26 protein-coding genes, 1 other RNA gene and 1 pseudogene are annotated in these 24,382 nt (G+C 40.8%); 19 read left to right on the forward strand and 9 right to left on the reverse strand.

Going from position 1 to position 24,382, the window contains the following annotated elements; translation table 11 throughout:
- Positions 1–9: 9 nt before the first annotated feature.
- From tpiA to ssrA, 8 genes are all read left to right on the forward strand, one after another.
- Positions 10–771: a triose-phosphate isomerase gene (gene tpiA, locus SLU01_RS05550; protein WP_147056174.1), complete on the forward strand. Its 762-nt coding sequence runs from the start codon at positions 10–12 to the stop codon at positions 769–771.
- On the forward strand, positions 764–2,290 hold the full coding sequence (gpmI, locus tag SLU01_RS05555; protein ID WP_147056176.1) for a 2,3-bisphosphoglycerate-independent phosphoglycerate mutase: 1,527 nt from the start codon (positions 764–766) through the stop codon (positions 2,288–2,290). The genes tpiA and gpmI overlap by 8 nt, the downstream gene beginning before the upstream one ends.
- A gap of 173 nt (positions 2,291–2,463) precedes the next feature.
- Entirely contained in the window at positions 2,464–3,759 is a 1,296-nt protein-coding gene (eno, locus tag SLU01_RS05560) for a phosphopyruvate hydratase (protein WP_147056178.1), read from the forward strand.
- Between the two features lie 119 nt (positions 3,760–3,878).
- Positions 3,879–4,106 carry a preprotein translocase subunit SecG gene (gene secG, locus SLU01_RS05565; RefSeq protein ID WP_147056180.1) on the forward strand — a complete coding sequence of 76 codons (228 nt, stop codon included), beginning with the start codon at positions 3,879–3,881 and terminating at the stop codon, positions 4,104–4,106.
- A gap of 125 nt (positions 4,107–4,231) precedes the next feature.
- Positions 4,232–4,978, forward strand: a complete 747-nt coding sequence (locus SLU01_RS05570; protein ID WP_147056182.1) for an alpha/beta hydrolase — start codon at positions 4,232–4,234, stop codon at positions 4,976–4,978.
- Between the two features lie 87 nt (positions 4,979–5,065).
- Entirely contained in the window at positions 5,066–7,354 is a 2,289-nt protein-coding gene (gene rnr / locus SLU01_RS05575) for a ribonuclease R (protein WP_246110898.1), read from the forward strand.
- A 60-nt stretch (positions 7,355–7,414) separates the two neighbouring features.
- Positions 7,415–7,882 carry an SsrA-binding protein SmpB gene (smpB, locus tag SLU01_RS05580; protein ID WP_147056184.1) on the forward strand — a complete coding sequence of 156 codons (468 nt, stop codon included), beginning with the start codon at positions 7,415–7,417 and terminating at the stop codon, positions 7,880–7,882.
- A gap of 370 nt (positions 7,883–8,252) precedes the next feature.
- Positions 8,253–8,613: a transfer-messenger RNA gene (gene ssrA, locus SLU01_RS05585) on the forward strand.
- Between the two features lie 122 nt (positions 8,614–8,735).
- On the opposite strand, the pseudogene SLU01_RS18195 reads toward ssrA, so the two are convergent.
- The 5 genes and pseudogenes from SLU01_RS18195 to SLU01_RS05610 all read right to left on the reverse strand — a co-directional run.
- Positions 8,736–8,861, reverse strand: a pseudogene (locus SLU01_RS18195) (site-specific integrase); the annotation flags it as partial.
- 89 nt (positions 8,862–8,950) lie between these two features.
- Complete coding sequence (locus SLU01_RS05595) at positions 8,951–9,490, reverse strand: GNAT family N-acetyltransferase (RefSeq protein WP_147056186.1); 540 nt, start codon at positions 9,488–9,490, stop codon at positions 8,951–8,953.
- A 341-nt stretch (positions 9,491–9,831) separates the two neighbouring features.
- Positions 9,832–10,605, reverse strand: coding sequence for an SDR family NAD(P)-dependent oxidoreductase (locus tag SLU01_RS05600; RefSeq protein ID WP_147056188.1), 774 nt, complete (start codon positions 10,603–10,605; stop codon positions 9,832–9,834).
- Positions 10,606–10,654: 49 nt separating this feature from the next.
- Positions 10,655–11,836: an NAD(P)/FAD-dependent oxidoreductase gene (locus tag SLU01_RS05605; protein ID WP_147056190.1), complete on the reverse strand. Its 1,182-nt coding sequence runs from the start codon at positions 11,834–11,836 to the stop codon at positions 10,655–10,657.
- A gap of 38 nt (positions 11,837–11,874) precedes the next feature.
- A complete protein-coding gene (locus SLU01_RS05610; protein ID WP_147056193.1) occupies positions 11,875–12,318 on the reverse strand; it encodes a helical membrane plugin domain-containing protein in 444 nt (147 codons plus the stop codon).
- A gap of 464 nt (positions 12,319–12,782) precedes the next feature.
- Between SLU01_RS05610 and SLU01_RS05615 the strand changes: the two genes are divergently transcribed.
- From SLU01_RS05615 to SLU01_RS17905, 3 genes are all read left to right on the forward strand, one after another.
- Complete coding sequence (locus SLU01_RS05615; protein ID WP_147056195.1) at positions 12,783–13,943, forward strand: YhgE/Pip domain-containing protein; 1,161 nt, start codon at positions 12,783–12,785, stop codon at positions 13,941–13,943.
- 66 nt (positions 13,944–14,009) lie between these two features.
- The gene (locus SLU01_RS05620) at positions 14,010–14,549 is read left to right on the forward strand and encodes a PadR family transcriptional regulator (protein ID WP_147056197.1); all 540 of its coding nucleotides are present in this window, start codon (positions 14,010–14,012) and stop codon (positions 14,547–14,549) included.
- 373 nt (positions 14,550–14,922) lie between these two features.
- Positions 14,923–15,072, forward strand: a complete 150-nt coding sequence (locus SLU01_RS17905) for a hypothetical protein (RefSeq protein ID WP_170232601.1) — start codon at positions 14,923–14,925, stop codon at positions 15,070–15,072.
- 242 nt (positions 15,073–15,314) lie between these two features.
- Here SLU01_RS17905 and SLU01_RS05625 read toward each other — a convergent pair whose 3' ends face one another.
- Positions 15,315–15,899 (reverse strand): hypothetical protein, encoded by a 585-nt coding sequence (locus SLU01_RS05625; protein ID WP_147056199.1) that lies wholly within the window; start codon positions 15,897–15,899, stop codon positions 15,315–15,317.
- A gap of 531 nt (positions 15,900–16,430) precedes the next feature.
- On the opposite strand from SLU01_RS05625, the gene SLU01_RS05630 reads away from it, so the two are divergent.
- Both SLU01_RS05630 and SLU01_RS05635 read left to right on the forward strand, forming a co-directional pair.
- Positions 16,431–16,757 carry an ASCH domain-containing protein gene (locus tag SLU01_RS05630; RefSeq protein WP_246110885.1) on the forward strand — a complete coding sequence of 109 codons (327 nt, stop codon included), beginning with the start codon at positions 16,431–16,433 and terminating at the stop codon, positions 16,755–16,757.
- Positions 16,758–16,849: 92 nt separating this feature from the next.
- Positions 16,850–17,107: a hypothetical protein gene (locus SLU01_RS05635; RefSeq protein ID WP_147056203.1), complete on the forward strand. Its 258-nt coding sequence runs from the start codon at positions 16,850–16,852 to the stop codon at positions 17,105–17,107.
- Between the two features lie 277 nt (positions 17,108–17,384).
- On the opposite strand, the gene SLU01_RS05640 is transcribed toward SLU01_RS05635, so the two are convergent.
- From SLU01_RS05640 to SLU01_RS05650, 3 genes are all read right to left on the reverse strand, one after another.
- Entirely contained in the window at positions 17,385–17,975 is a 591-nt protein-coding gene (locus tag SLU01_RS05640; RefSeq protein WP_147056205.1) for a dihydrofolate reductase family protein, read from the reverse strand.
- A gap of 37 nt (positions 17,976–18,012) precedes the next feature.
- Positions 18,013–18,429 (reverse strand): NAD(+)--rifampin ADP-ribosyltransferase, encoded by a 417-nt coding sequence (gene arr / locus SLU01_RS05645; protein ID WP_147056207.1) that lies wholly within the window; start codon positions 18,427–18,429, stop codon positions 18,013–18,015.
- 194 nt (positions 18,430–18,623) lie between these two features.
- A complete protein-coding gene (locus SLU01_RS05650) occupies positions 18,624–19,421 on the reverse strand; it encodes a helix-turn-helix domain-containing protein (RefSeq protein WP_147056209.1) in 798 nt (265 codons plus the stop codon).
- Between the two features lie 194 nt (positions 19,422–19,615).
- Between SLU01_RS05650 and SLU01_RS05655 the strand changes: the two genes are divergently transcribed.
- The 6 genes from SLU01_RS05655 to SLU01_RS05680 all read left to right on the forward strand — a co-directional run bounded on the left by SLU01_RS05655 (position 19,616) and on the right by SLU01_RS05680 (position 24,380).
- Complete coding sequence (locus SLU01_RS05655; RefSeq protein WP_147056211.1) at positions 19,616–20,674, forward strand: threonine aldolase family protein; 1,059 nt, start codon at positions 19,616–19,618, stop codon at positions 20,672–20,674.
- 611 nt (positions 20,675–21,285) lie between these two features.
- On the forward strand, positions 21,286–22,146 hold the full coding sequence (locus SLU01_RS05660) for an ATP-binding cassette domain-containing protein (RefSeq protein ID WP_170232602.1): 861 nt from the start codon (positions 21,286–21,288) through the stop codon (positions 22,144–22,146).
- Positions 22,143–22,928, forward strand: coding sequence for an ABC transporter permease (locus tag SLU01_RS05665; protein WP_147056214.1), 786 nt, complete (start codon positions 22,143–22,145; stop codon positions 22,926–22,928). Before SLU01_RS05660 ends, SLU01_RS05665 begins: the two co-directional genes overlap by 4 nt.
- Before the next feature lie 56 nt (positions 22,929–22,984).
- Positions 22,985–23,113 carry a listeriolysin S family TOMM bacteriocin gene (locus tag SLU01_RS18510; protein ID WP_147056307.1) on the forward strand — a complete coding sequence of 43 codons (129 nt, stop codon included), beginning with the start codon at positions 22,985–22,987 and terminating at the stop codon, positions 23,111–23,113.
- Between the two features lie 104 nt (positions 23,114–23,217).
- Complete coding sequence (locus tag SLU01_RS05675) at positions 23,218–23,517, forward strand: LlsX family protein (RefSeq protein WP_147056216.1); 300 nt, start codon at positions 23,218–23,220, stop codon at positions 23,515–23,517.
- Positions 23,514–24,380: a SagB family peptide dehydrogenase gene (locus SLU01_RS05680; protein WP_147056218.1), complete on the forward strand. Its 867-nt coding sequence runs from the start codon at positions 23,514–23,516 to the stop codon at positions 24,378–24,380. The genes SLU01_RS05675 and SLU01_RS05680 overlap by 4 nt, the downstream gene beginning before the upstream one ends.
- Positions 24,381–24,382: the final 2 nt, after the last annotated feature.

The raw sequence follows: 24,382 nt of genomic DNA on the forward strand, positions 1-24,382 counted from the left end.
GGGATAAAATTGCGTAAGCGAATCATTGCAGGGAACTGGAAGATGTACAAAATGATGGACGAAGCGAAAAGCTTTGTGGCGGAAGTGAAAGGGCGCTTGCCGGAAACGGAGCTTGTTGAAGCTGTCATTTGCCCACCTTCTCTCTTTTTAGCGGAGCTCGTGAATCAATCGGAAGGTACTTCATTGAAAATTGGTGCTCAAACGATGCATGATGCCGCGGAAGGTGCCTACACAGGGGAAGTGAGCCCTAACATGCTCGCAGACTTGAACGTCCAGTATGTCATTTTAGGCCATTCTGAACGACGTCAATATTTCAACGAAACAGATGAGTCGGTGAACCGTAAAGTGCTTGCCGCTTTTGCGAACGGTTTGACGCCTATCGTCTGTGTTGGAGAGAGCCTTGAGGAACGCGAAGGCGGCAAGACGGTCGAGCGGGTTGCATTACAAGTGAACAAAGCGTTTGAAGGTGTGAGTGCGGATCAGGCGAAGGAGGCAATCATCGCTTATGAGCCAATCTGGGCAATCGGCACCGGCAAAACGGCGACAGCGGAAGATGCCAATGACGTGTGCAAGGAAATCCGTCATGAAATCGGAAAGCTGTATGATAAGAATACTGCGTCCGCAATACGGATACAGTATGGCGGCAGTGTGAAGCCTGCCAATATCGGCGAACTTCTATCAATGGAACATATTGACGGAGCACTCGTCGGAGGGGCAAGCCTTGAAGCGGATTCATTCGTCAAAATGATCGAGGTCGCAACGCATGAATAAAGCACCAGTCGCTTTAATCATTCTGGATGGCTTCGGGTTAAGGGATGAAAAATTCGGAAATGCAGTCGCTCAAGCGAAAACACCGAATTTCGATATACTTTGGGACAACTATCCCCATTCAACATTGACGGCTTGCGGAGAAGCGGTCGGTCTCCCTGAAGGGCAGATGGGCAACTCAGAAGTCGGCCACTTGAATATTGGTGCAGGACGGATTGTCTATCAAAGCTTAACGAGAATTAATAAATCCATCAAAGACGGAGATTTCATGACGAACCCGGCTACCCTCGGCGCATTGGATCACGTGAAACGGCAAGGTTCAGCCCTTCATCTGATGGGGCTGCTTTCGGATGGCGGCGTACATAGCCATTATGAACACCTATTTGCCCTTCTCCGACTTGCGAAAATGAATGGGATTGAGAAAGTATATGTCCATGCGTTTCTTGACGGAAGGGATGTCGGTCCGCAAACCGCGCCTCGTTATATCGAGAAGACGGAAGAAGTGATGACAGGTCTCGGAGTTGGCAAAATCGCCTCGGTGTCCGGTCGTTATTACTCGATGGACAGAGATAAAAGATGGGATCGCGTAGAGCGCGCCTACCGGGCAATTGTTGATGGGGATGGGGACGCCTATCCTACGGCGACAGCCGGCATTCTAGCTTCCTATGAAGAAGGATTACATGATGAATTCGTCGTACCGTTTGTCATTGAAGAGGAAGGCAAGCCGATAGCGACACTGGAAGACGGAGACGCAGTCGTATTCTTCAATTTCAGGCCGGACCGGGCAATCCAACTTTCGCGTGCATTTACCGATCCGGGCTTTGATGGATTTCATACCGGTCCAAAAACATTCGATCATTTGAAATTCGTAACATTCACTCACTATAATGATGATGTACAAGCCGATGTCGTTTTCGGAAATGATAATTTGGAAAACACAATCGGCGAAGTGATTGCTAAAAACGGGTTGAGGCAACTTCGGATTGCTGAAACCGAGAAATACCCGCATGTCACTTTTTTCATGAGTGGCGGCAGGGAAGCAGAGTTCGAAGGGGAAACACGAATTTTAATCGCGAGCCCTAAAGTTGCGACGTACGATCTAAAACCTGAAATGAGCGCCGTAGAAGTGACGGAAGCGTTATTGAAAGAAATTGAAGGAGACCGCCAAGATGCCATTATCCTCAATTTTGCGAATCCGGATATGGTCGGCCATAGCGGCATGCTGGAGCCGACGATCAAGGCGATTGAAACCGTTGATGCGTGCCTCGGCAGAATCATCGACGCACTTATGTTAAAAGGCGGGACGGCAATCGTCACAGCCGATCACGGCAATTCCGACGAAGTCGTCACGCTCGAAGGAAAGCCGATGACGGCGCATACGACAAATCCCGTGCCAGTCATCATTACAAAAGATGATATCGAATTACGGGAAGGCGGCATCCTATCTGATCTCGCCCCAACTATGCTGAAACTGCTGGGAATCGAACAGCCGGAAGAAATGTCCGGAACACCATTATTCTAGAAATGTTTGTTGATTGAAGCGGAAGGCGGCGACTCCTGCGGGAAAAGCGTCAGCTGATGACCCCGCAACGTAGCGAAGCGAAGTGAGGAGACTGAAGCGACGCCCGCGGAAAGCGTCCGCCTGGAGCGGAAATCAACAGTCTTACTTTATTCTAATAAAAGGGAGAGATTGAAATGCCAATCATTACTCATATCCAAGCACGAGAAGTTCTAGATTCACGCGGAAATCCGACAGTTGAAGTTGAAGTATTCACAGAAAGCGGCGCATTTGGCCGTGCAATCGTTCCATCCGGCGCTTCAACAGGTGAATACGAAGCAGTTGAATTACGCGACGGTGATGCAAAGCGCTACCTAGGTAAAGGTGTTCTACGCGCAGTTGACCACGTCAACGAAGTAATCGCGGACGAAATCGTCGACAACTACTCGGTGTTAGACCAAGTCGTCATCGATAAAGCCCTCATCGAATTAGACGGAACGGATAACAAAGGTAAACTTGGAGCCAACGCAATCCTTGGCGTTTCAATGGCAGTCGCACACGCTGCGGCCGATTATTTAGATCTCCCTCTTTATCAATACCTTGGCGGCGTCAATGCCAAGCAACTGCCAGTTCCAATGATGAACATTTTGAACGGCGGCGAACACGCAGATAACAACGTTGATATCCAAGAATTCATGGTCATGCCGGTTGGCGCTGAATCTTTCCGCCACGGACTTCGCATGGGTGCGGAAATCTTCCACAGCTTAAAAGACGTACTCAAAACAAAAGGTCTGAACACGGCTGTTGGTGACGAAGGCGGTTTTGCACCGAACTTAGCATCGAATGAAGAAGCGCTATCCACAATCATGGAAGCAATTGAAAATGCAGGGTACAAGCCTGGCGAAGAAGTATTGCTCGCAATGGACGTCGCTTCTTCCGAGTTCTACGATAGCGAAGCGAAAACATATCGCTTGGCGGGTGAAGGAATCACGAAGACTTCTGAAGAAATGGTCGCTTGGTACGAAGAGCTTTGCTCGAAATACCCAATCGTGTCAATCGAAGACGGTCTTGACGAAAACGACTGGGCGGGACATAAGCTATTGACAGACCGCCTTGGCAGCAAAGTCCAATTGGTCGGGGACGATCTATTCGTCACAAACACTGAGAAATTGGCGCGCGGAATCGAAGAAGGCGTCGGCAACTCGATCCTGATTAAAGTGAACCAAATCGGTACATTGACAGAAACATTCGACGCAATCGAAATGGCGAAACGCGCTGGCTACACAGCCGTCATCTCCCACCGTTCAGGTGAATCCGAAGACACAACAATCGCCGATATCGCAGTCGCAACAAACGCGGGCCAAATCAAAACAGGCGCCCCATCCCGCACGGACCGCGTCGCAAAATACAACCAACTCCTTCGCATTGAAGACCAGTTGGATGAAACTTCAGTTTATCTTGGAGAGAAAACTTTTTATAACTTAAAGAAATAAAAGGAAAAAGTCGGCCGGCAATGTCCGGCTGATCTTTTTTGACTGAAAACTTGTTGTAGAAGTATAAAATGTTTGATAGAATATAAATGTTGTTAGTTCGATGCAGGAGGTGGAACAAAGTGCATGCTTTGTTAATGACATTACTATTAATCGTATCAGTGGCGTTAATCGTTGTAGTATTATTGCAATCCGGAAAAAGTGCAGGTCTGTCTGGAGCCATCTCCGGTGGTGCCGAACAACTTTTTGGGAAACAAAAAGCACGAGGTCTTGATTTGGTGCTTCAAAGAGTGACCATCGTACTTTCAATTTTATTTTTCATTTTGGCACTTGCCATCGTGAAATTTTAATCGAAAACCATCTAATTGCATATAAGACAAACGCCTGACCACCCGTATGGTCGGGCGTTTTTTTCCATAAGGAACTGGAAATAATGAGTACATAGAACACTTTTTAGCATGAAAGGATGAGCTACATGAGAATTGCACAACCGAAACCATTCTTTTTTGAAACTGGGAAAAGGGCAGTGCTATTATTGCATGGTTTTACAGGAACATCAGCAGACGTCAGAATGCTTGGCCGTTTTCTTGAAAAGAAAGGATATACGTCATTAGCTCCGCATTATCGCGGGCACGGTGTCCCACCTGAACAACTTATCCAAACTGGACCGGATGAATGGTGGGAAGATGTTGTTGCAGGGTACCATCAATTGAAAGACGCAGGCTACGAAGAAATCGCAGTTTGCGGATTATCGCTCGGCGGCGTATTTTCATTGAAAATAGGGGTTAAAATGCCAGTAAAGGGTATTGTAACAATGTGTGCTCCCATGTCGATGAAAACGACGGAAAAGATGTATGAAGGGGTATTGAAGTATGCTTCGGAATACAAAAGATACGAAGGCAAATCGAAAGACGTCATCGATGAAGAAGTCGAAGCATTGCGTGGAAAGTCAATGCCTTCATTAAGTGAATTAAGCACATTAGTCGATGATGTGCGGGAAAGTCTGCCGCATGTCGAGGCACCTCTCTTCGTCGTTCAATCAAGGAATGATGAAGTGATTGATGTTAACTCCGCGAACGTTATTTTTGATAAGGCTTCATCCGAGGAAAAACAGATAAAATGGTTTGAGAAATCGACGCATGTCATCACGTTAGGACCTGAAAAGGAACAACTCCATGAAGATGTGTATCAATTTCTTGAATCGCTTCACTGGAACGTGTGAAAATGTAATTAGTTGACGATAGTTAAGAATGGAGGGATGTAATTGGACTTTATTGATGAAGAACTAAAAAATAGGCTTCTGTCTTTTATGAGAGAGGAATCTTATAAGCCGCTGACTGTTCAAGAAATCCAGGAATACTTAGGGATTGAAGGGGCGGCTGAATTCAAAGAGCTTGTGAAAATGCTCGTCCAACTAGAGCAGAAAGGGGATATCGTCCGTTCGCGCACGAACCGTTATGGCGTCCCTGAAAAGATGAATCTGTTAAGAGGGAAGTTCATTGGACATGCGAAAGGTTTCGGATTTGTCACCCCTGAAACAGAAGGAATGGATGATATATTCATCCCGCCACCTGAAGTAAATGGGGCGATGAACGGGGATATCGTGCTTGTCCGCGTTTCAAAAGGTGAATTCGGCGGCAGACGTGAAGGAACGATTGTCCGGATTGCAGAACGGAAGACGACGAAGGTCGTTGGGACGTATCAGGATAATCGGGGCTTCGGATTCGTCATTCCGGATGACAAAAAATTGCCGATGGACATTTTTATCGGCAAAGGGAACTCGCTTGATGCAGTTGACGGGCATAAAGTCGTCGTCGAAATTACTGAATGGCCAAGCGACTTGAAATCAGCGACAGGAATGGTCGTCCAGATTCTTGGCCATAAAAACGATCCAGGCGTCGATATTCTGTCGATCATCCATAAGCATGGCATCGAAGTTGAATTTCCCCAAGCCGTGCTGGACGAAGCGAATAAAACCCCGGATGAAGTACAGGAGCAGGATATATTCAGACGTCGGGACCTTCGGGAAGATCTTGTCATTACGATTGACGGAGCGGACGCAAAAGACTTGGATGATGCAATTTCGCTTGTGAAAAACGGGGACGGTACATTTACACTTTCCGTCCATATTGCGGACGTCAGCCATTATGTAAGGCAGAACACAGCCCTTGACGATGAAGCGTATGAACGGGCGACGAGCGTCTATTTGACGGACAGGGTCATCCCGATGCTGCCGCATAAGCTGTCGAACGGCATCTGTTCATTGAACCCGCATGTCGACCGGTTGACATTATCTTGCATGATGAAAATCGATCGCAACGGTAAAGTCGTGGAGCATGAAATCTTTGAAAGTGTCATTCAGTCGAAAGAGCGTATGACATATACGGATGTCTATAAGATCATTGAAGTAAAAGATGAAGAGCTCATGGAGAAATATGCGCATATCGTCCCGATGTTGAACGATATGGCAGAGTTGGCTTCAATTTTAAGACAGAAGAGGATCGACCGCGGGGCAATCGATTTCGATTTCAAGGAATCAAAAGTGATTGTCGATGACAACGGGTGGCCGACTGATATCGTCTTACGTGAACGTACATCAGCAGAACGCCTCATTGAGGAATTCATGCTTGCTGCAAACGAAACGGTTGCTGAGCACTTCCACTGGCTGCAAGTGCCTTTCATTTACCGCATTCACGAAGACCCGAAAGCTGAGAAACTGACGAGATTCTTCGAGTTCTTGACGAATTTCGGTATTGTCGTCAAAGGAACTGGCAACAAAGTGCATCCGCGCGCCTTGCAGGAAATTGTGGAGTCAATTGAAGGCATGCCGGAAGAAACTGTCATTTCAACGATGTTGCTTCGTTCCATGCAACAGGCGAAGTATTTCGAGGAAAGCTTGGGCCACTTCGGATTGTCCACAGACTACTATACACATTTCACGTCACCAATCCGAAGATTTCCGGACTTGATCGTGCATAGACTAATCCGCACGTATTTGATTGAAAAGGATTTGTCTCGCGAAACGATTGCACACTGGAAAGCGAACATGTCTGAAATTGCGCAGCATACGTCAGAACGCGAGCGCCGGGCAGTTGACGCCGAGCGTGACACGGACGCATTGAAGAAAGCGCAGTACATGCTCGATAAGATCGGCGAGGAATTCGACGGCGTCATTTCGTCTGTGACGAACTTTGGTATGTTTGTTGAACTTGAGAACACGGTCGAAGGACTCGTGCATGTCAGCTATATGACGGACGATTATTACCGTTTTGATGACCGTCAAATGATGTTGATCGGCGAGCATACCGGAAAACAGTTCAGAATCGGGGATGAAGTTTCGATCCGCGTCGTTTCCGTCAAACCTGAGGAATCAGCAATCGACTTTGAAATCTCAGGTATGAAGCAATCATTCCACCGCACGCGGAAAGAAACGCCGAAAGTCATTCATACGAAGAAACCGAGCAGTGGCGGCGGGCGACGGGGAGATTCCGACAAGCCCAAAGGCGACAAGAAAAAAGGCGCACCAAGCCAAAAGAAGAAGTTTTACGAAGGTGTAGCGAAAAAGAAGAAGAAACAGGCTCCGAGAAAGAGAAAATAAGAGTGGCGGCATTCGTTCAGGCGAATGCCGTGGCATTTTTAATTAATGGGGGTAATGAGTATGGCGAAAGGTCAAGGGAAAGTACTGGCCATCAATAAAAAAGCGAACCATGACTTTGCGATTGAAGATACGATTGAAGCAGGGATTGTATTGCAAGGGACGGAAATCAAATCAATCCGTAATGGCAAAGTGCAATTGCGCGATGCGTTCGTCCTGATCCGGAACAATGAAGCATGGATTTCCAACATGCATATCAGTCCGTACGAACAGGGAAACCAATTCAACCACGACCCATTGCGTTCGCGGAAACTGCTGCTCCATAAGAAGCAGATTGCTGCGCTGATCGGTCAAGTGAAGCAGGACGGCTATTCAATCGTGCCGCTGAAAATGTACTTGAAAGATGGCTTTGCAAAAGTATTGATCGGCGTTGGTAAAGGGAAAAAGCTTTACGACAAGCGAGAAGATTTGAAGAAGAAAGAAGCAAAACGCGAAGTGGAACGTGCTTTCAAAGCGAAACAGCAATATTGATTTTTAGCTCACTGGAAGTATTGCGAGCTGTTAGTAGATTCGTTCTGATAGGACTTAGGTCATGAAACGGTGAAAAGGTTGAGGATTCAATAGATAAACCATCGGATTCGATAGATAAGTTCATTCATTCGATAGATAAATCGCTGTATTCAATAGATAAAATCATTTATTCAAGCGATAACTTGTGAGCCAGCAGGATGCCTGCAATTGGGTTCTAGAAAAAGTGTGAACACGACGAAAATTGTTTGCTCATTCGCACGAGGATTGATATTTACGTCAAAATGTAGTATGATACTAGTAGTGATATAGTTCAGAAGCCTTCAACAGGCATTCCTGACATCCCTTTAAAGGTGTAACAACCTTTTATAACGGGGACGTTACGGATTCGACAGAGGTGGTCTGGGCTTGAGCTGCGCGTCGGAGGGATCGTCTCCGTCAGAAACGACAGTTAATAATAACTGGCAAAACAAACAACAACTTAGCATTCGCAGCGTAAGCTGATGAATCTGCCTAGCAGTTCCATCGCCCATGTGGCATTGTTAGGCTCACCTATTAGTGGGATACGGTAACGGTCGCCTCCTGAGGCCGTTGCAAGAGATTATCAGGATAGCGCTCAAGACGCCTTGATTGACGGCATAATGCAGCGCGAATCGAAAGTAGTCAATCTACACGCGTAGACGCTGAAGTAGCAGAGCCTTTGGACGCGGGTTCGACTCCCGCCGTCTCCATAGTTTAATTTCATGGAGTTTCAAACAGTGTCAAAACCCTTGATATTCAAGGGTTTTTTCTTTTACACTGTTTCATCTGATTTCATATAGTATCAATCAAATTTAGTCAGAGCGTAGTCCTTTATCTACATCTCAATGTAGTTGGCAAACTTTAAGATCGCTTCTTCTTTCGCCGTCTTCGTAACATGAGCATAGATGTTCATTGTCGTCTGAACGTCGCTATGTCCTAAACGATCTTTCACTTCTTGGATATAGCCACGTTTAATCGCATTGCTTTACCCACAGGTCATAGACTTCCTGATATGTTTCAGCACGTTCCTGTTGGTACGTGCCGCTAGCATTATAATCCGAGTCTAGCACCTACTTCTGCATACTCTATATCTTTTCTTTCTGCATTCCAATTACCCCCTGTTTGTCCGTCCCATATCGCTCCTGTTTCAACGAAACCGACAGACGCATACAACTTCCGGGCGGCTTTGTTTACCATCCAATATGATATAGAAACTGCATCGGCTTTTCCTTGTGGAAACGACTTTATGTAATCAATAACTTTCATCATTGCTTGTTTGCCAAATCCTTTGCCTTGATGCTTTTTATCAATCATAAAGCGATTAAGTCCATAAGTAGATTTATCTCCATATTTTTCATGTAAAATTGAACTTTCCGCCAGTTTGTAAAATCCAATATCGACATATCCTATGACTTCATCATTGTTGCATATAGCGAAGATCATAGGAGGCTTTTCGTCGTTGAGTATCCTCACATAAGCTCTAGCCAAACAATATATGCTGGAATCCACATTTCCTTTCTGCTCATCTGTTATGCTTAACTTCAACACTGCCTCAAAATTATCGTGGGTAATTTTTCTTAATTCAATCATTTATCTTCCCTACTTCCGAAAATATAAATTCGCTGCATCTGCCTGTAACGCCGTTCCCGTCCCCAAGGGCAAGGGCGTTCCCCGTCCTCCGTGCCTTAACGACACCAGTATAGTATAAAAACCCAGATGTTTCCATATGAATATTCCAAGTCCTTCTGCAGTCTGCTCGCCGCCGCCAAAAGGCTTTTCATATAGAAAGCCAAACACACGGGGTAAATCCGAATGAGCTGTTTAGCAGGTAGGGAATCAAGAGTCCTGTACTGCACAGAACCCTCGGAAACTCCCATTGGAGTTCCCGAGGGTTCAGAATTTTACTATGGTGTTATGAAAATCTGTGTAACTTATTGTTGCATTTTACCTGCAGTATAACCGCCATCTACTGCAAGTGTTACACCGCTAATTGATTTTGCAAGATTTGAGCATAAAAATACGACAGCATTTGCTTGGTCTTCAGCAGTAGACATTCTTCCAGCTGGAAGTGATTTGAGTACGGCTTCGTATTGTTCTGGGGATGTTTTTGACCAACTTTCAATTGCAGGTGTAATGGTTGCACCCGGTGCAATAGAATTAATGGTAATGCCTTTTTGACCATATTCCAATGCAACTGATTTCGTTAAACCAGCGATAGCATGTTTAGATGCAGTATAGGGAGCCATGTTTGGTGATCCTTCAATACCAGCACCTGATGCCGTATTGACAATTGCACCGCCGCCAGTTTTCAACATTGCATTGACTTGGTGCTTGATGCAGTAAAAAGTACCATACAGATTTACTTTTAGTGTAATATCCCAATCTTTAGAATCCAATTCTCCAATCGGTTTAAGACCTTTGTTGATACCCGCATTGTTATGTGCAAAGTCAAGCTTGCCAAATGTTTCAACTGTTTTATTTACAAGTGCAATTACTTGCTCTTCATCACTTACGTCACATTTAATAAATGCTGCTTCGCCGCCGTTGTCTTTGATGATTTGTACAGTTTCTAGTCCTGCTTCTTCGCTTACATCAGAAATCATTACCTTTGCGCCTGCTTTTGCTAATGCAACTGCAGCTGCTCTACCGATTCCAGACCCTGATGCTGTGACTAATCCTGCTTTACCTTCCATAATTCCTACCATGAAAAACACTCCTTTTTTTCCTGAATTACAATACGAACCATTTATCCCGTTAATAAGCTAAACTAAATAACCCGTTAATATGTGTTAAATAACGTACGTTACTCGCTTCCTTCATTAAAGAAGCAGGTAAACCTTTAAGTGCTATATTGTTAGCTCCGATTGAAGCCACGCCGTCTTTACGACCAAGGCTTGCCAATGTACCGGAGTTTGTTGGATTAAATGCTTCTAACGTTTTTCCTTGTAAATACGCATATAAGTTATATCCTACAAGCTCACCCATTTGCCAAGCATTTTGTGCAGTAGGGGCGTATGGACGACCACCTTCAGAAGGGAAGGCAACCGCACTGTCACCTACAACGAATACATCTGGATGTGAGCTTGATTGGAGAAACTCATTAACCGTAGCACGACCGCGATCTACTGCAAGTTCTGATTCACTAACCAATGGATTACCCGCTACTCCTCCTGTCCATACAAATGTATTTGCTACAATTGTACGGCCATCTTTCAAGGAAATTTCATTACCACTCACATTTGTTACAGGTAGTCCCAATAAGAATTCTACCCCACGTGCCTCTAGGCTTGCAGTGGCACGCTCGATTAAATGATCTGGTAATACTGGCAATACTTTTGGACCGGCTTCAACAAGTTTGATCTTCAATTCTTTTGGATCTACACCAAAACCTTTTGCGATTTTTGGCATATGGTCAACAATTTCTCCGACTAATTCAATACCGGTTAAACCGCCACCACCGATTACAATCGTTGCATCGGCTTCATTTTTAGATTTTGCGTATTCACTGATTTTACCTACGATATGATTGTAGATTTTAGTAGCATCATTTACTGATTTTAACACCATGCTATTTTCTTCAAGCCCTGGTATGCCAAAGTAAGCTGTTACACTGCCTAATGCCACCACAAGTGCATCATATTTTATAGTCGAACCATCAGAAACCTTTACCTCTTTCTTATCGACTGAGAAAGATTCGACCTTTGCTATTTTTAGATCGATATCTTTTCCTTTGAAAAGCTTTTCTAAAGGTATTGAAACGGCCTTTTCAGAGATGGTCCCACCTGCAAGTCGATGCAATTCAGTAATTATCTGGTGTGTTGGATATTGATTGATAACAGTAATTGTAGCGTCATCACTTGATAAATAGTTGCGGACAGTTACAGCAGTAAGAAGACCACCATATCCTGCGCCTAAAATTACAATGCGTTTTGACATTTTGTTATCCCCTTTTTTATCGTCTTGTAGTAGAAGAATTATCTTCTGCTGTCACGTTCAGCTGCTACTTGCAGATATGAATTCACAAAACGGAAAAGCTTTTGAGCTTGTGGATCTTTCATCATTTTTAGAAGACCAAAAAGACCAATCACTTCGGTACTATCCTCGGCACGGTCTTTGGCTTCGATCATTGTAGCTGCAATATTTTTTACAGAGTCTTTTACCGGTTCGCCAATTTCTTTAATGAAACCAACTGTGTCATTTAGTAATACATCATCGGTTGCAACAGATTGAGCAAAATCATAGGATTTATTCAAAATGTTGAGAAGCTCGGTTAGTTTCGGTAATTGTTCTACTAAAGCAGTTAATGACTCTTGCACTTCAGGTTTTAATAGCTGAACAAGAACATCTAGTTTTTCTTGATTTGAAGGTACATTCACGATTTCTTCAGCAGGATTGATTGCGTTATTCTGTGAGGTCATTTGCGATTCTCCTTTGTTTTAGTTAAATTAAACTGATCCTTACATCAGCAATAAATCAAATTATTGTTGAAAGACAACACGGAAGAAAGCAGCAGCTAAGTTTTCCATTGAACAATATACGCCCATCTACAAGTAAAATCAAATATATAATTCGATATCTAATTATTTGTCGGTGAAATACATCCTTCGAAAATTTATGCATTAACTATTCATAATATCTTCAATTTCTAATGGATTATGCGCCTCTTCAGTTTAATAGCTGTAGAGGCTACTTTTATGGAGGAAAGGGAGGTATGGACGTTATTTTTCATAAAATGGACAATAAGTAAAAAAAATATTTGTCAAGCAAGTATTTGAGATTGTAATTTGCAATCGAATTTTATAGAATAACAAACATAGTTCAATTAAAGTACTTTGATTAAACTACAATTCGTGAAAATTGGGATGTAGAAAGGAAATCGTAAATGAAATTTAGAGAGTTTTTAAAAGGTAAAGGTGCTGCCTCCGCAATATTTATGGGGGTTTTATATGCAGTTTGTATGTTAGGGATCTTTTTGCCAGGTTACACGGCAATTCCAGGAAATATCGATCAACTGCCAATTGCTATTATTAATGATGACGAAGGAGAATTTGGGGGACAAATTGCAGAGAGCCTAGAAGAACAACTCCCATTCGAGAACATAAAAACAGATGTTTCGAATAAAGTAGCTTTGGAAGACTTAGAAGATAACGAATTAGCTTTAGTTATTCATATTCCAAAAACGTTTTCAGCTGATTTGAAAAATAGTGAAGGCCCATCAAGCATTGAGTTCACTCTCAATGAAGCTGGAGCAACAGTTGTAGCCTCTTCAATGAATCAAGTTGTTTCTCAAATTAATGCACAATTAAGTGCACAATTCTCGCAGCAAACAGCACAAGGCATCTTAATGAACTTTAATGTGCCTGAAAAGCAAGCAAAGGAAATGGCGGAGAAAATTGAAAACAGCTATGTAAGTAATGTTGTTACAATCAATGACATTCCAGATGGTATGCATAATAATATGCTGCCCATGTTCTTAACGATGGCCTTATATGTAGGGGCAATGATTGCAGCGATGCAATTAGTGGGAGCGTTTAAAGCGAATCGCGGGAAAGCTACGAAAACACGTTTATTCATCTACGTGCAATTAACAGCCATCATCGTTGGACTAATTGCTGGTTTAGTTTCAACAATAATAGTGATGGGGATTAATGATTTAAGCGGGGATTTATTCCTGAAGATTTTCGGGCAGCAAATCTTGAATTATTGGGTAAGCTTTAACTTCACAGCAACTGTCATCTTCTTGTTTGGAGAAGCGGGTATGGTTTTAAATATCCCGATCCTATTAGTTCAGACACTTGCAAATGGAGCAGTCATTCCACGTGCCATGATGTATGCGCCTTATAAGTGGGCAAGCCATATTTCACCAATGTATTACTCGGTGCAAGCTTATTTTGCGAATCTTTTTGGTAGCGCAAGTGTAAGCCATTATTTGTTAGGATTAGCTGTAGTTGGACTTGTCGCGATGGTAATAAACATTGTTATCGTGTGGAAATTACACAAACCACTGCCAAGAGAGCAGTCAATCGAAACTGCAAGAATGTAAAAACTGCTGAAGTAAATGATTAGTTTTGATAGAATGGAACTAATATTTACCGAAGGAGCTGAAAAAATGGCGATTCAAATTTTTATCCTGACTAAGCTTATGGAAGAAAATAATTACCCTTATAAATTGAAGAAACAAATCGCAGAATTACAGCCTCTAGAGACGATCAATGGTTTGACTGAAAGCAAGTTGTATTACCATTTTGAATCATTAGCAAAGCAAGGCTTCATTGAGGTAAAAGAAATCATTAAAGAAGAGCATCGACCAGATAAACAAGTATTTGCAATTACTGAAAAAGGTAAGGAAGTCTTACCGAAAAAGATTTATAAACTTTTTGAAAACGCAGAGACAATCGGAGATATGGTTATTGGTTTAGCCAATTTGAAATATGTGGATCGTGATAAAGTCATCGGTATTTTAGAGAAAAAGGTAAACGGGATAAAAATGACTTGGGACAAGATGTCCAAATTCGAGAGTCGACATTTTATTGAACCAGGGCAAGAAGTATTAGCAGACTTTATTGGCGATTATGCGAACTATAGAATAAATTCCTCAATACAGTATTTTGAAAGATTAATTAAACATATTCAAAAAGAGGAAATATAGGAAGTGGGGTCGTCTAAAAAGTCATATTGGAACGTTCTCATTACGAATAGGATAACGATTTCTTGATATGACCAACGCAGGAGCAAGGTATGTCAATAGTGGAGGGAATCAAGTACTCATTGAAGCTAAATTGATATAGAACCCGGCACTATAGGGGAATGTGAGACACCGGTTCGACTCCCGTTGTCTCCATAGACCTTATGGAAAACAGCTTTTCAAGTTCATCTAAAGTAAGAAGCATATTAGAATTAAAGTTTCTAGACCATAAATAGATACACCAATAAAGGTAAAAGGTATACTTCACTATAGAAGGTGCATTATATTTGTTGAATAGGATCTCGTGAAGCCGAGAAAAGAAAAGTAGGTGAACATAATGGGGAAATATCAGTTGGATAACAAAGGTAAATCAGCTGTAACTAAATATCATGAAAAAAACAAGCCTGCCAAATTTGATAAAAAGCAGCAACTTGAAAAAATACGTGCGGAGTATTTGAAGAAAAAGCAAAAACAAACAGAGAAATAATATGAATGAAAACATAGGAAGACTAAATTCTCCCTATGTTTTTCTTATTTGAAGCTCTTTTTTAAAATGATAATATGGTTTATTATTCTCCATGAATATAAGATCTGGTGAATGCCTGAAGATCTTCTGTTACTGACTAATTGTGGCGGATAGCTCTTGGATAGTTGGCTAACGGTAACGGCGGCCTCCCAGGTCTACGATTGAGACAGACAACCAGGAAAACGCGAATAGCCTAACTGGGCTTAATATATAGAGATTACATTCCCTTCTGCATCAATACCACGGAAGCTAAAACCTCCTACGTCGACACTAGGAATCAAGGTATAATGTGCAGCAACGCCATTCTCCACATCCAGTTCTATAAATATAGTTGATTGTTCTTCTACTTCTATTAATGATAAATCTTTCTTTTCTAAATTTGATTCATTACTAACAATCACTTTTACAATGCCTTTATCAAAAACATCTGCCGCAAAAAGTGTATAGTAAATTCCCGCTTCCTGATGAGTTGCCGCCCAAGTTATATTCATCTTCTTATTTGATGAGTTAATATCTATCCCACCGACTAAGATAGAACGATACAGAAACCAAAAGTTATTTTCTATGAGTTTGATATATTTATTTTGACCAGTATCCAAAATAATAACCTTTTTGTTTTTGAAATCCTTTTCAAAGACGACAATCCCATCTTGATTTGGAAATGTATTTCTAATCGCAGAACGCTCTGTCCAAAAATACCCTCCTAAGAAGAAAGGTGCGAAATAAATTATTATCAGTAGTATGAAGATGATAAAATGGTGTTTTTTAAAAAAGACGTTTCCTTTCATTCTAGCGTCACCTCCCCAAGCAAATATTTAGTTCCCACTATGTACTCTTACTTTTTACTTTAACTAACTTGCCTCTCTAGTTGATGATTATAATTTAGCGAATCTTTAATTTACCTTACCATAGATCTACCAAACTATTACATCAACTTTTTAGCAGTAGAGAATTGATCTGCTAAGCCAGATTGATGAAAAGAGAAACTGCTCGCAATTCGGCAAATGATTTTTGCTTATGCGCCCGAAATGGAAGAAGAGATTCGCTATAAGATGTTGAATTATGGGAAAGAAGATTTCTATGTGTTGCGTTAAATACGCAAAACATTATGTCAGCCTCTTGTAGGTACTACCGATAAAGTGGAAAATGCAGTAGCTCTATTAGCGGACTATAATTATGGAAAAGGTTGCATTCGTGTCAAAAAATTGATAAAGATAGAAGATAGGGCTTGTTGATGGCTAATACAACAAACGGAGCCGGATAGAAGGAGAAGAAAAAATAATCTAGAGTTTATGAGGTGTTGTTAAGTGGTACATCAAATGGGATTGTATGGTGAATATTTTCACGCAATTAGAGAAAGAAAAAAGACAGTAGAAGTCCGATTGAACGATGAAAAGAGAAGAAAAATCAAAGTTGGAGATACAATAGAATTTATAAAGGTTCCCCAACAAGATGAAACTATAATTGTACAGGTAACGGATCTTAGAAGTTATGATACTTTTGAAGCAATGTACAATGATATTCCTCTTAAGGATTTTGATTGTGAAGGTTGGACAATGAAAGAAATGATAGATGGAACATATGAAATATACACCCCTGAGGCAGAAAAGGAATGGGGTACATTAGCAATTATGATTCAATATTAAAGTGGCATTTATTCAGTTAAAGGGGCTTTAACGCCATAAGAAGCACCCGTTTTTCATTATCGGGCCAAGCAAAAGAGGGGGAGTATTGAAAGGTGCCGAAACATTATGTTGCAGTGACGTATGATCTCTGCAAGCACAACGATTTCTGTGTAGATATGAATGAGTATATTTTAGATGCTTCCGTTGACATGGAGAAGCAAGTGAGGAAATTCGCAGAAAAAGATGTGGCTTCCTTAGTTAAAGTTTATGAATCAGATACAAATGACATTGAGGAATTAAAAAAGTTTTGGGAATTAAAAATGTACAAGGAATATACATTTAGTGAGTATGAATGTGGTTGTGAACAGTAGTCCGCTAGGGTGTAATTGGACACGATTCTGGGATAGCATTTTCTGTGTAGATTGAAGCGGAAGACGTCAGCTCTCAATGCTTTGCTTTTGTTCGCGAAAGCCATGCTTCGTGACGACTATTCCGCGGGATTTAGCGTGAAAGAAAATGTTGATTGAACAGCGGGTTGCCGTGCCTCGTTCTCATCGGTTTTATACTATGAAAACTACAAAACCAGCTCCAATCATTAACGTAAAGTGATTGGATCCGGTTCTTTGCTTATGACGGATGCATATCCATTCACAAGGGCAGTTGTGCTTCTGTTTTAATCCTGTCGTTATGATAAATAAGTTGGACAACACCTGAAGAGAAAGGTTTTGTAGCAATTAATTTTAAATCAAGCTGTTTATTAATATTAGTAAACAAAGCTTTTCCTTCACCTAAGACAACTGGATGAACAGATAACCTGAATTCATCAACAAGATCTAGCTCAATGAAAGTAGTGATTAAGTTTGCTCCGCCGTATAACCAAATATCCTTTCCAGGCTCGTTTTTTAGTTTGTTTACTTCTTCGGCAATGTTTTTATTGATGTATTTTGTATTGCCGTCAGTTCTATTTTCAGTTTTGGAAAATACATATTTATCTTTACCGTGAACCAATCGCCACATTTCTATTTCATCATCTGTGGCGTTAGCTGGAGGGATATATTGCCCCCATTCGTCATAACTTTTTCTTCCGTATAAAATGGTGTCAATCTGATTTAGGAAATCTGTAAATTCCATTTCAGGATCCATAATGCACCAATCTGTCTCGCCGTTTTTACCTTCAATGTATCCATCTAGAGTCGTTGCTAAATCTAAAACGATTTTTCTTGGGTTTGATCTGGACATTGTTTACCTCCTCTGATTGATATGCATGATAGAAGAATTAATCGTATATCACATTTTTCCCTTGTTCACTTAACTTTTGTAAAGATGTCAGCATATGATTGATTTCTTCTTCAGAATGCCGGTCCCAAGAACCTAATTCAGCTATTATTTTCAAAGGAGATGTAGACCTATAGGAGCGTGTGGGGTTTCCGGGAAATCTTTTGTCAGTTACGTTCGGATCATTTTCAAAATCACCTAGTGGTTCTACGATATAAATTCTTTCTTTTGAATTTGATTTTGCTAATTCCGCACCCCATTTAGCAGCGTCTAATGTTGCAGTAAAATAGATATGGTTGGATTTTTTATCCTGATAATTGGAGGCATACAAAGGTTCAAGCAAATCTCCTATTTCCAGTTTTGCCTTTGTACCGTGAAAGAACGGACCGCGATCTAAAATACTTTTGTTGTCATTCATTTAGATACACCCCTTAATCTTATTGATTTGCGTATTACAGTATAAGGTAAGGGGTGGGTGGAAAAGTAGTCTATAAATAATTTTTGTACGATGTTATAATGGATGTAGAGAGTAAGATGTGAATCGTACCAATCCGGAAGAGTGGCATATGCTGCTCTTCTTTTCTTTTTCTTTGGAATCATGGTGCAGAAGGGTTACGGACAATAAAACCCCTCCACCGGCTTATCAAACAGCATAAAAATATCCTTGAAATACGTCTCATCCACTAACTTGTCCAGCACTCCCTTATAATACCCAGGCAAATTACGAACTACCTTCTTCTTTGTAGCCATCACTGTAATCATCAATGCACGATACGCAAGGTCCTCGAATACACGGTGATCATCTTTGTATATTTCATACTTCAACATACGTCCTGATATTGCCTTATGAATTCCGAAGAATTTACGGGCTAGTTTTGTCTCTCCAATTGTTGAGACTAACAAGTCTTTCATCCGACTGAATAGACTTGTGGATAACTTTGGCCATTCCGTAGGAGACGTGTAGTTAAGATCTTTAGATTTTAATAGAGATTTAGAAAGAAGAGCTTCGTCTACTGGAAGTTGCTTGTTTTCCTCGTCCTCATGCGGTTTGTCGTCGTGGTCACGGTCGATCATTTTCCCCTGGTCATCGAAAGGTAAAATGATGTAAATGTTAGCGCCAAGCCCGCTCATGACCGGTCGTATGTAGTGGACTTTCTCGATGATGCCTAGGTTGACAAGTTTGCGGATTGCACGTCGTACCGTCACGTTGGATTTACCGATCGCTTCTTCGATTGTTCCGTGTTTCAAATGAGCAGCCCCATATTTGACGGAGTAACGGCGGATGACGTCTAAGACTTGGCGATCAGACTTTGTCATTTCATCCCAATGGGTCATCAAATGCTGTTTAGCTGCAACGTCCATTTCCTCAATCGTATTAAAACGTGTGTATTCTTTCAGATAGTGTGTCATTTTAATTCCCCCTTTACCCTCTATATAGAGAGGAGGGGTCAAAAAGGATACTCTTCATAGCGAAAAAACTAATACAGTTCTAAATACCTATGATAATATCGTCTAAAATAATTTGTATTAGTCAGGCTTTGATTAGATGATATATACTTAAAAATAGGAATTAACTAAACTACTGCAAGGGTGGATGATAATAAATGATACGTTTTGAAAGTGACTATTTAGAAGGTGCTCATACACAAATTCTGAAACGACTACTGGAGACCAATGAAGGACAGACGCCTGGGTATGGCATGGATGACTATTGTGAAAGGGCCAGGGGGTATATTCGAGAAGCGTGTGATGCAGAGAATGCAGATGTACACTTCTTAGTTGGCGGAACACAAGCCAACACTACGATCATCTCTTCCATATTGCGCCCGCATCAAGGAGCAGTGTCTGCAATTACAGGTCATATCGCAGGACACGAAACAGGAGCAATTGAAGCTACTGGACATAAAGTGCTTACTTTGCCGAGTGATGATGGGAAGATTAAAGCAAAACAAGTAAAAGAATTATATGATGCCCATTGGAACGATGCTACTCATGAGCATATCGTTCAGCCAGGTTTGGTTTACATATCTCACCCCACCGAGAATGGGACGACTTACAGTAAAGCCGAATTGGAGGAATTAAGCAAAGTTTGTCGAGAATGTGGTTTGCCATTATTTATGGATGGCGCTCGATTAGGGTATGGTCTCGCTGCAAAAGGCAACGACCTATCTTTAAGCGATATCGCAAGACTTTGTGATGTGTTCTATATCGGCGGAACGAAAATCGGAGCATTGTTTGGAGAAGCTGTTGTCATCCTAAATGATGACCTTAAAAAAGACTTCCGGTATATGATCAAACAAAAAGGCGGGTTGCTCGCTAAGGGAAGATTATTAGGGATCCAGTTTGAAACTTTGTTTGAAGATGGCTTATACTATGAGATTTCTAAGCATGCGGTAGACTTGGCAATCATGATTCGGAAGGCGTTTGAGGAAAAAGGGTATTCATTAAGATATGACTCCAAGACAAATCAACAGTTTCCCATTTTACCGAATGATGTGTTGAGTGAGTTGAGTAAAAAGTATTCTTTTTCTTATTGGGAGAAAGTCGATGATACGCAAAGTGTTGTGAGATTTTGTACGAGTTGGGCTACAAAAAAGGAACATGTTGAACAATTGATTGAAGATATTAGTGACAGTTGCCTGTGCATGGTTGAATTCAGGTAATTCACTACAATTATATGAAAATAAGTTTAGAACATTTAGTTGGTTGATTTGTTTTTATTATTATTCTAATTGGTTGAATTTACGTGAATGTCTCTTGCACAGGTACGGGACATTGAATAAGGCTGTTTTACTGTTCTAGTGCTGTAGGATAGACATGAATGAAAATGTATTAAGAATGTGTCCCGTTTTTGGATGCAATCTTGATACTTTTTTTAATTATTTTCCGATTTGAATGGTGAATTAGTAATAGTGAATTACACCTAACCTGTTTCTAGAGAGGCCTAATAATAGCCATGTTAATGGAAGACGAGAATAATTATTGAATGTAGAGAACTAAGATTAGAGTAGATGATTGTCGAACTAAAACGAATTTCCCAAAGTTCTATTGGGAAAACTTGATAGGTATATGGGTAGGTGGATGAAAAAAATTATGATTTTATAATGAATTTAATTCGTTTTAACTAATGAAATTAGTGTTGACATAGTAAATAACTTGTATCTATAATTATGTTATAAATATTCAGAAATCAAGTTGCTTTCATTTATATTCACTCGTTTTGGTAGTTGGCTATGTATGATTAATCAAAGTAATGAGGAAAGAGGTTTTAGTAATGCCACTAGTAGAATTACAGCAAGTATCTGTGGTGAAAAAGGACAGAATCATACTGGATTTAAAAAACGTTGAAATATCGATTGAAAAAGGAGATAAAATAGGCATTATCGGAAGCAATGGATCAGGAAAGACGACGATGATTCGAGTGATTCTGAACTTAATTAATTACAAAGGCACCGTTCATCGGCATATTCAAACGAAAGACGTCGGTATACAAATGCAACACAATCAGTTCTCCGATTTAATGAAAGTTAAAGAGATCATTTCGCTCGTGTGTAATTGTTCTTTAGCAGATTCACGCATTCAAGAAGGGTTACAGCGATTTAATCTACAGAAGCTTGTAGATAAAAGACTCTCTTATTTGTCTGGCGGGGAAAAACAGAGACTAACGATTTTTCTAGTAATTTTCCACAATCCCGCTCTATTAATATTCGATGAGATTACATCAGGCTTAGACTTCGATAGTAGAAATTCAATTATTAAGCTCATACAATCACTCACCTCTGATAAAACACTCCTAATTGTTTCCCATTACTTTGAAGAAATCGAGAAATTGGCAGATAAGCTATTAATCTTAGATGATGGGAAATTGCTAGCCTTCGATACCATCGAGAATTTATGTGAAACCCATCAATTTTTCTCGGCAATCAGCATCGATCGGGATGTGGCATTCGAGAATTCATCGCTCCGTTTTGTACAAACTGATAGCCAGAAGATTTTTATGACGAAAAATCAAGAGGAAGAAGAAAAAGTCATGGAGAAATTGCGACATGACAATATTCCTTTCACTTATAAGCCGAAAGATATTAAGACGCTTTATACGTATATACGAAAACAGACTCAGAGAGAAATCGTATGAGATATTTACGATATATATGGATAGAGTTAAAGGTCATTTTGCTACGAATACCAATCGTATTATTTTTCAGTATACTTTTCCCCCTTATGATGATGGTGATCGTAGTGGGTAGTACTGGAAATATTGAAATAGGAGACGGTTTTCATCTCTCTGATAAATATATCATGATCGCTTCTGGAATCGGGTTAATTCCGTTATGTTTGGTTTCACTTCCTGTTTCAATTACAGCTGAAAGGGAGTCGGGCGTGATGGAGAGGTACCTTCTTTTTGGTATCAATCCGTTTGCGATTCTTGGTTCAAAAGTTGTCGTACACATGATGATCGCGATTATTCAGTTTGTCCTCGTCTGTGTGTTTGCAAAGATTGTTTTCTCGCTCACCATACCAGGAGGCTTGGCCTTGATTAGTTTCATCTTACACTACTTGCTCGCAGCCATTTTTACTTTGTCGTTAGGCGTTATGTTGGGACTCCTCACCGAAAGAGTACAAATCGTACAAGTTGCTGGGTTAGCGCTTATGTTTTCCATACTTGCTCTAACAGGCGGATTCAACGAATATAGCACGTTACCGGAAGGTGTCCAAAATGCAATGACCTATTTTCCGGTTAAGTATTTGATGAATGATTTCATCAATATCTGGTTTACTACTGACCTTATTTTAGAAGATTTCGTTCAAATGACGCTTCTGTATTTAGTTGTCATAGGAGTAGTTATTTATATGCTTATGCGAAAAACGTTTAAATTCCATTATAGTTTTCAATCATTAGGAAAAATAGATAAGTAACAGAAGGAATTTAAATGAATACCCATGTCTCTTTAAAGGAGGTGAGGTAAGTGGATGTGAAAGTTAGCACTATTCAGTCGCATAGTTTTCTAAGCACCGAAGAGCAGACTCAAGCACTGAACTACGCTGCTGGATCTTGTAGCTGTAGCTGTTCGTGTTCTTGCTGCTGTAGCTCGTCGTCTTAATTCATCATCATGAGAAATTACTATCAAAGGGGTGTCAGTTCCCTTGACTCTTTGTAATGAAGAGGGTCAAGGGAATAATTACATTGAAAAAAGAGGTGCTACCCATGAATATGAAACGCATTTCAGTTTCTTTTGTGTTGGCCATTATTATTACGATAGTTGGATTTTACTTTCTCATTACTTATGGTTACCAACAGGTCGATGTACAGAAACTTGAAAAGGATAAATCGTTAACAATCCTAGGTTTGGAATATTTCAGATTTGAACCAGTTGAAGGCTCTGCGGCACGTGGTATACCAAATAACTTTAATATGGCCCTAATAGGAATGGGAATGGGAATCCTTCTGTTTTTCTTCTTAGAAATTTGGGGTAGTCGGCGAAGAGGGGGAGGTGCTAAGAGATGAACAAAGGATTGATGAATCTTCACAGTCTTGTTTATGAGGACAGAAACAATATCGCGAACCTCTCTAATACGAAGTTGTTCGCCAATATCGTAAAAGGCTATGCAGATTCGAATGCATTTAACTACTTACTTGGCATGACCAATATAGGAATTAGTGATATCCGTTCTTTGAACTTTTTTAATGAAACAGGATTGGCAGATAAGATTAATGCCCAAAGAAGTATGGAAGAAGTTGAAGAGGATTCATCCATTATTGCATTACCTAAACCGAAAAACTTGAAAGGTTCACTTAGTCAGGCCTTAAAATCACGCCAAAGTACGCGAGAGTTCAGCAGTTACAGAATGAATTTGGATGAATTATCGACACTGCTAACCTATTCAGTTGGGATTAGTAATCGCTATTCAAAAGATGCGGAGGGGAATCGTTCCTATCGTCGCTATCATGGATCTGGGGGAGGAATCTATCCAATCTCAGTATATTGTGTTGTGAATGCAATTGAAGGCTTACGGAATGGTATCTATTTATATCGACCGTATACACATGCACTTAAAAAGATCACTTATACTGGCAGTCTTGAGGAACTCTATCAGAATGCCCCCATTGATACACAGAATGCCAATATGAGTTTGCTATTTTCGTACGAGCTTAATAGGAATTATTTAAAGTACGGAGAACTTGGTATGTTGTTGGCTTTTCTAGAAACAGGCATGATGGCGCAAAATATTCATCTTGTTACAAAAAGTGTGGGTTATAGCTCTTGTGATGTAGCAGGGTTTGATAAGAAATACGCGGAAAAATCAATCGGTTTAGATGGTGTGAATTCACATATCATCTATTCCATTATGGTTGGAAAGGAGCAGTAAAC

The organism is Sporosarcina luteola (genome assembly GCF_007991495.1).
GTDB lineage: Bacteria > Bacillota > Bacilli > Bacillales_A > Planococcaceae > Sporosarcina > Sporosarcina luteola.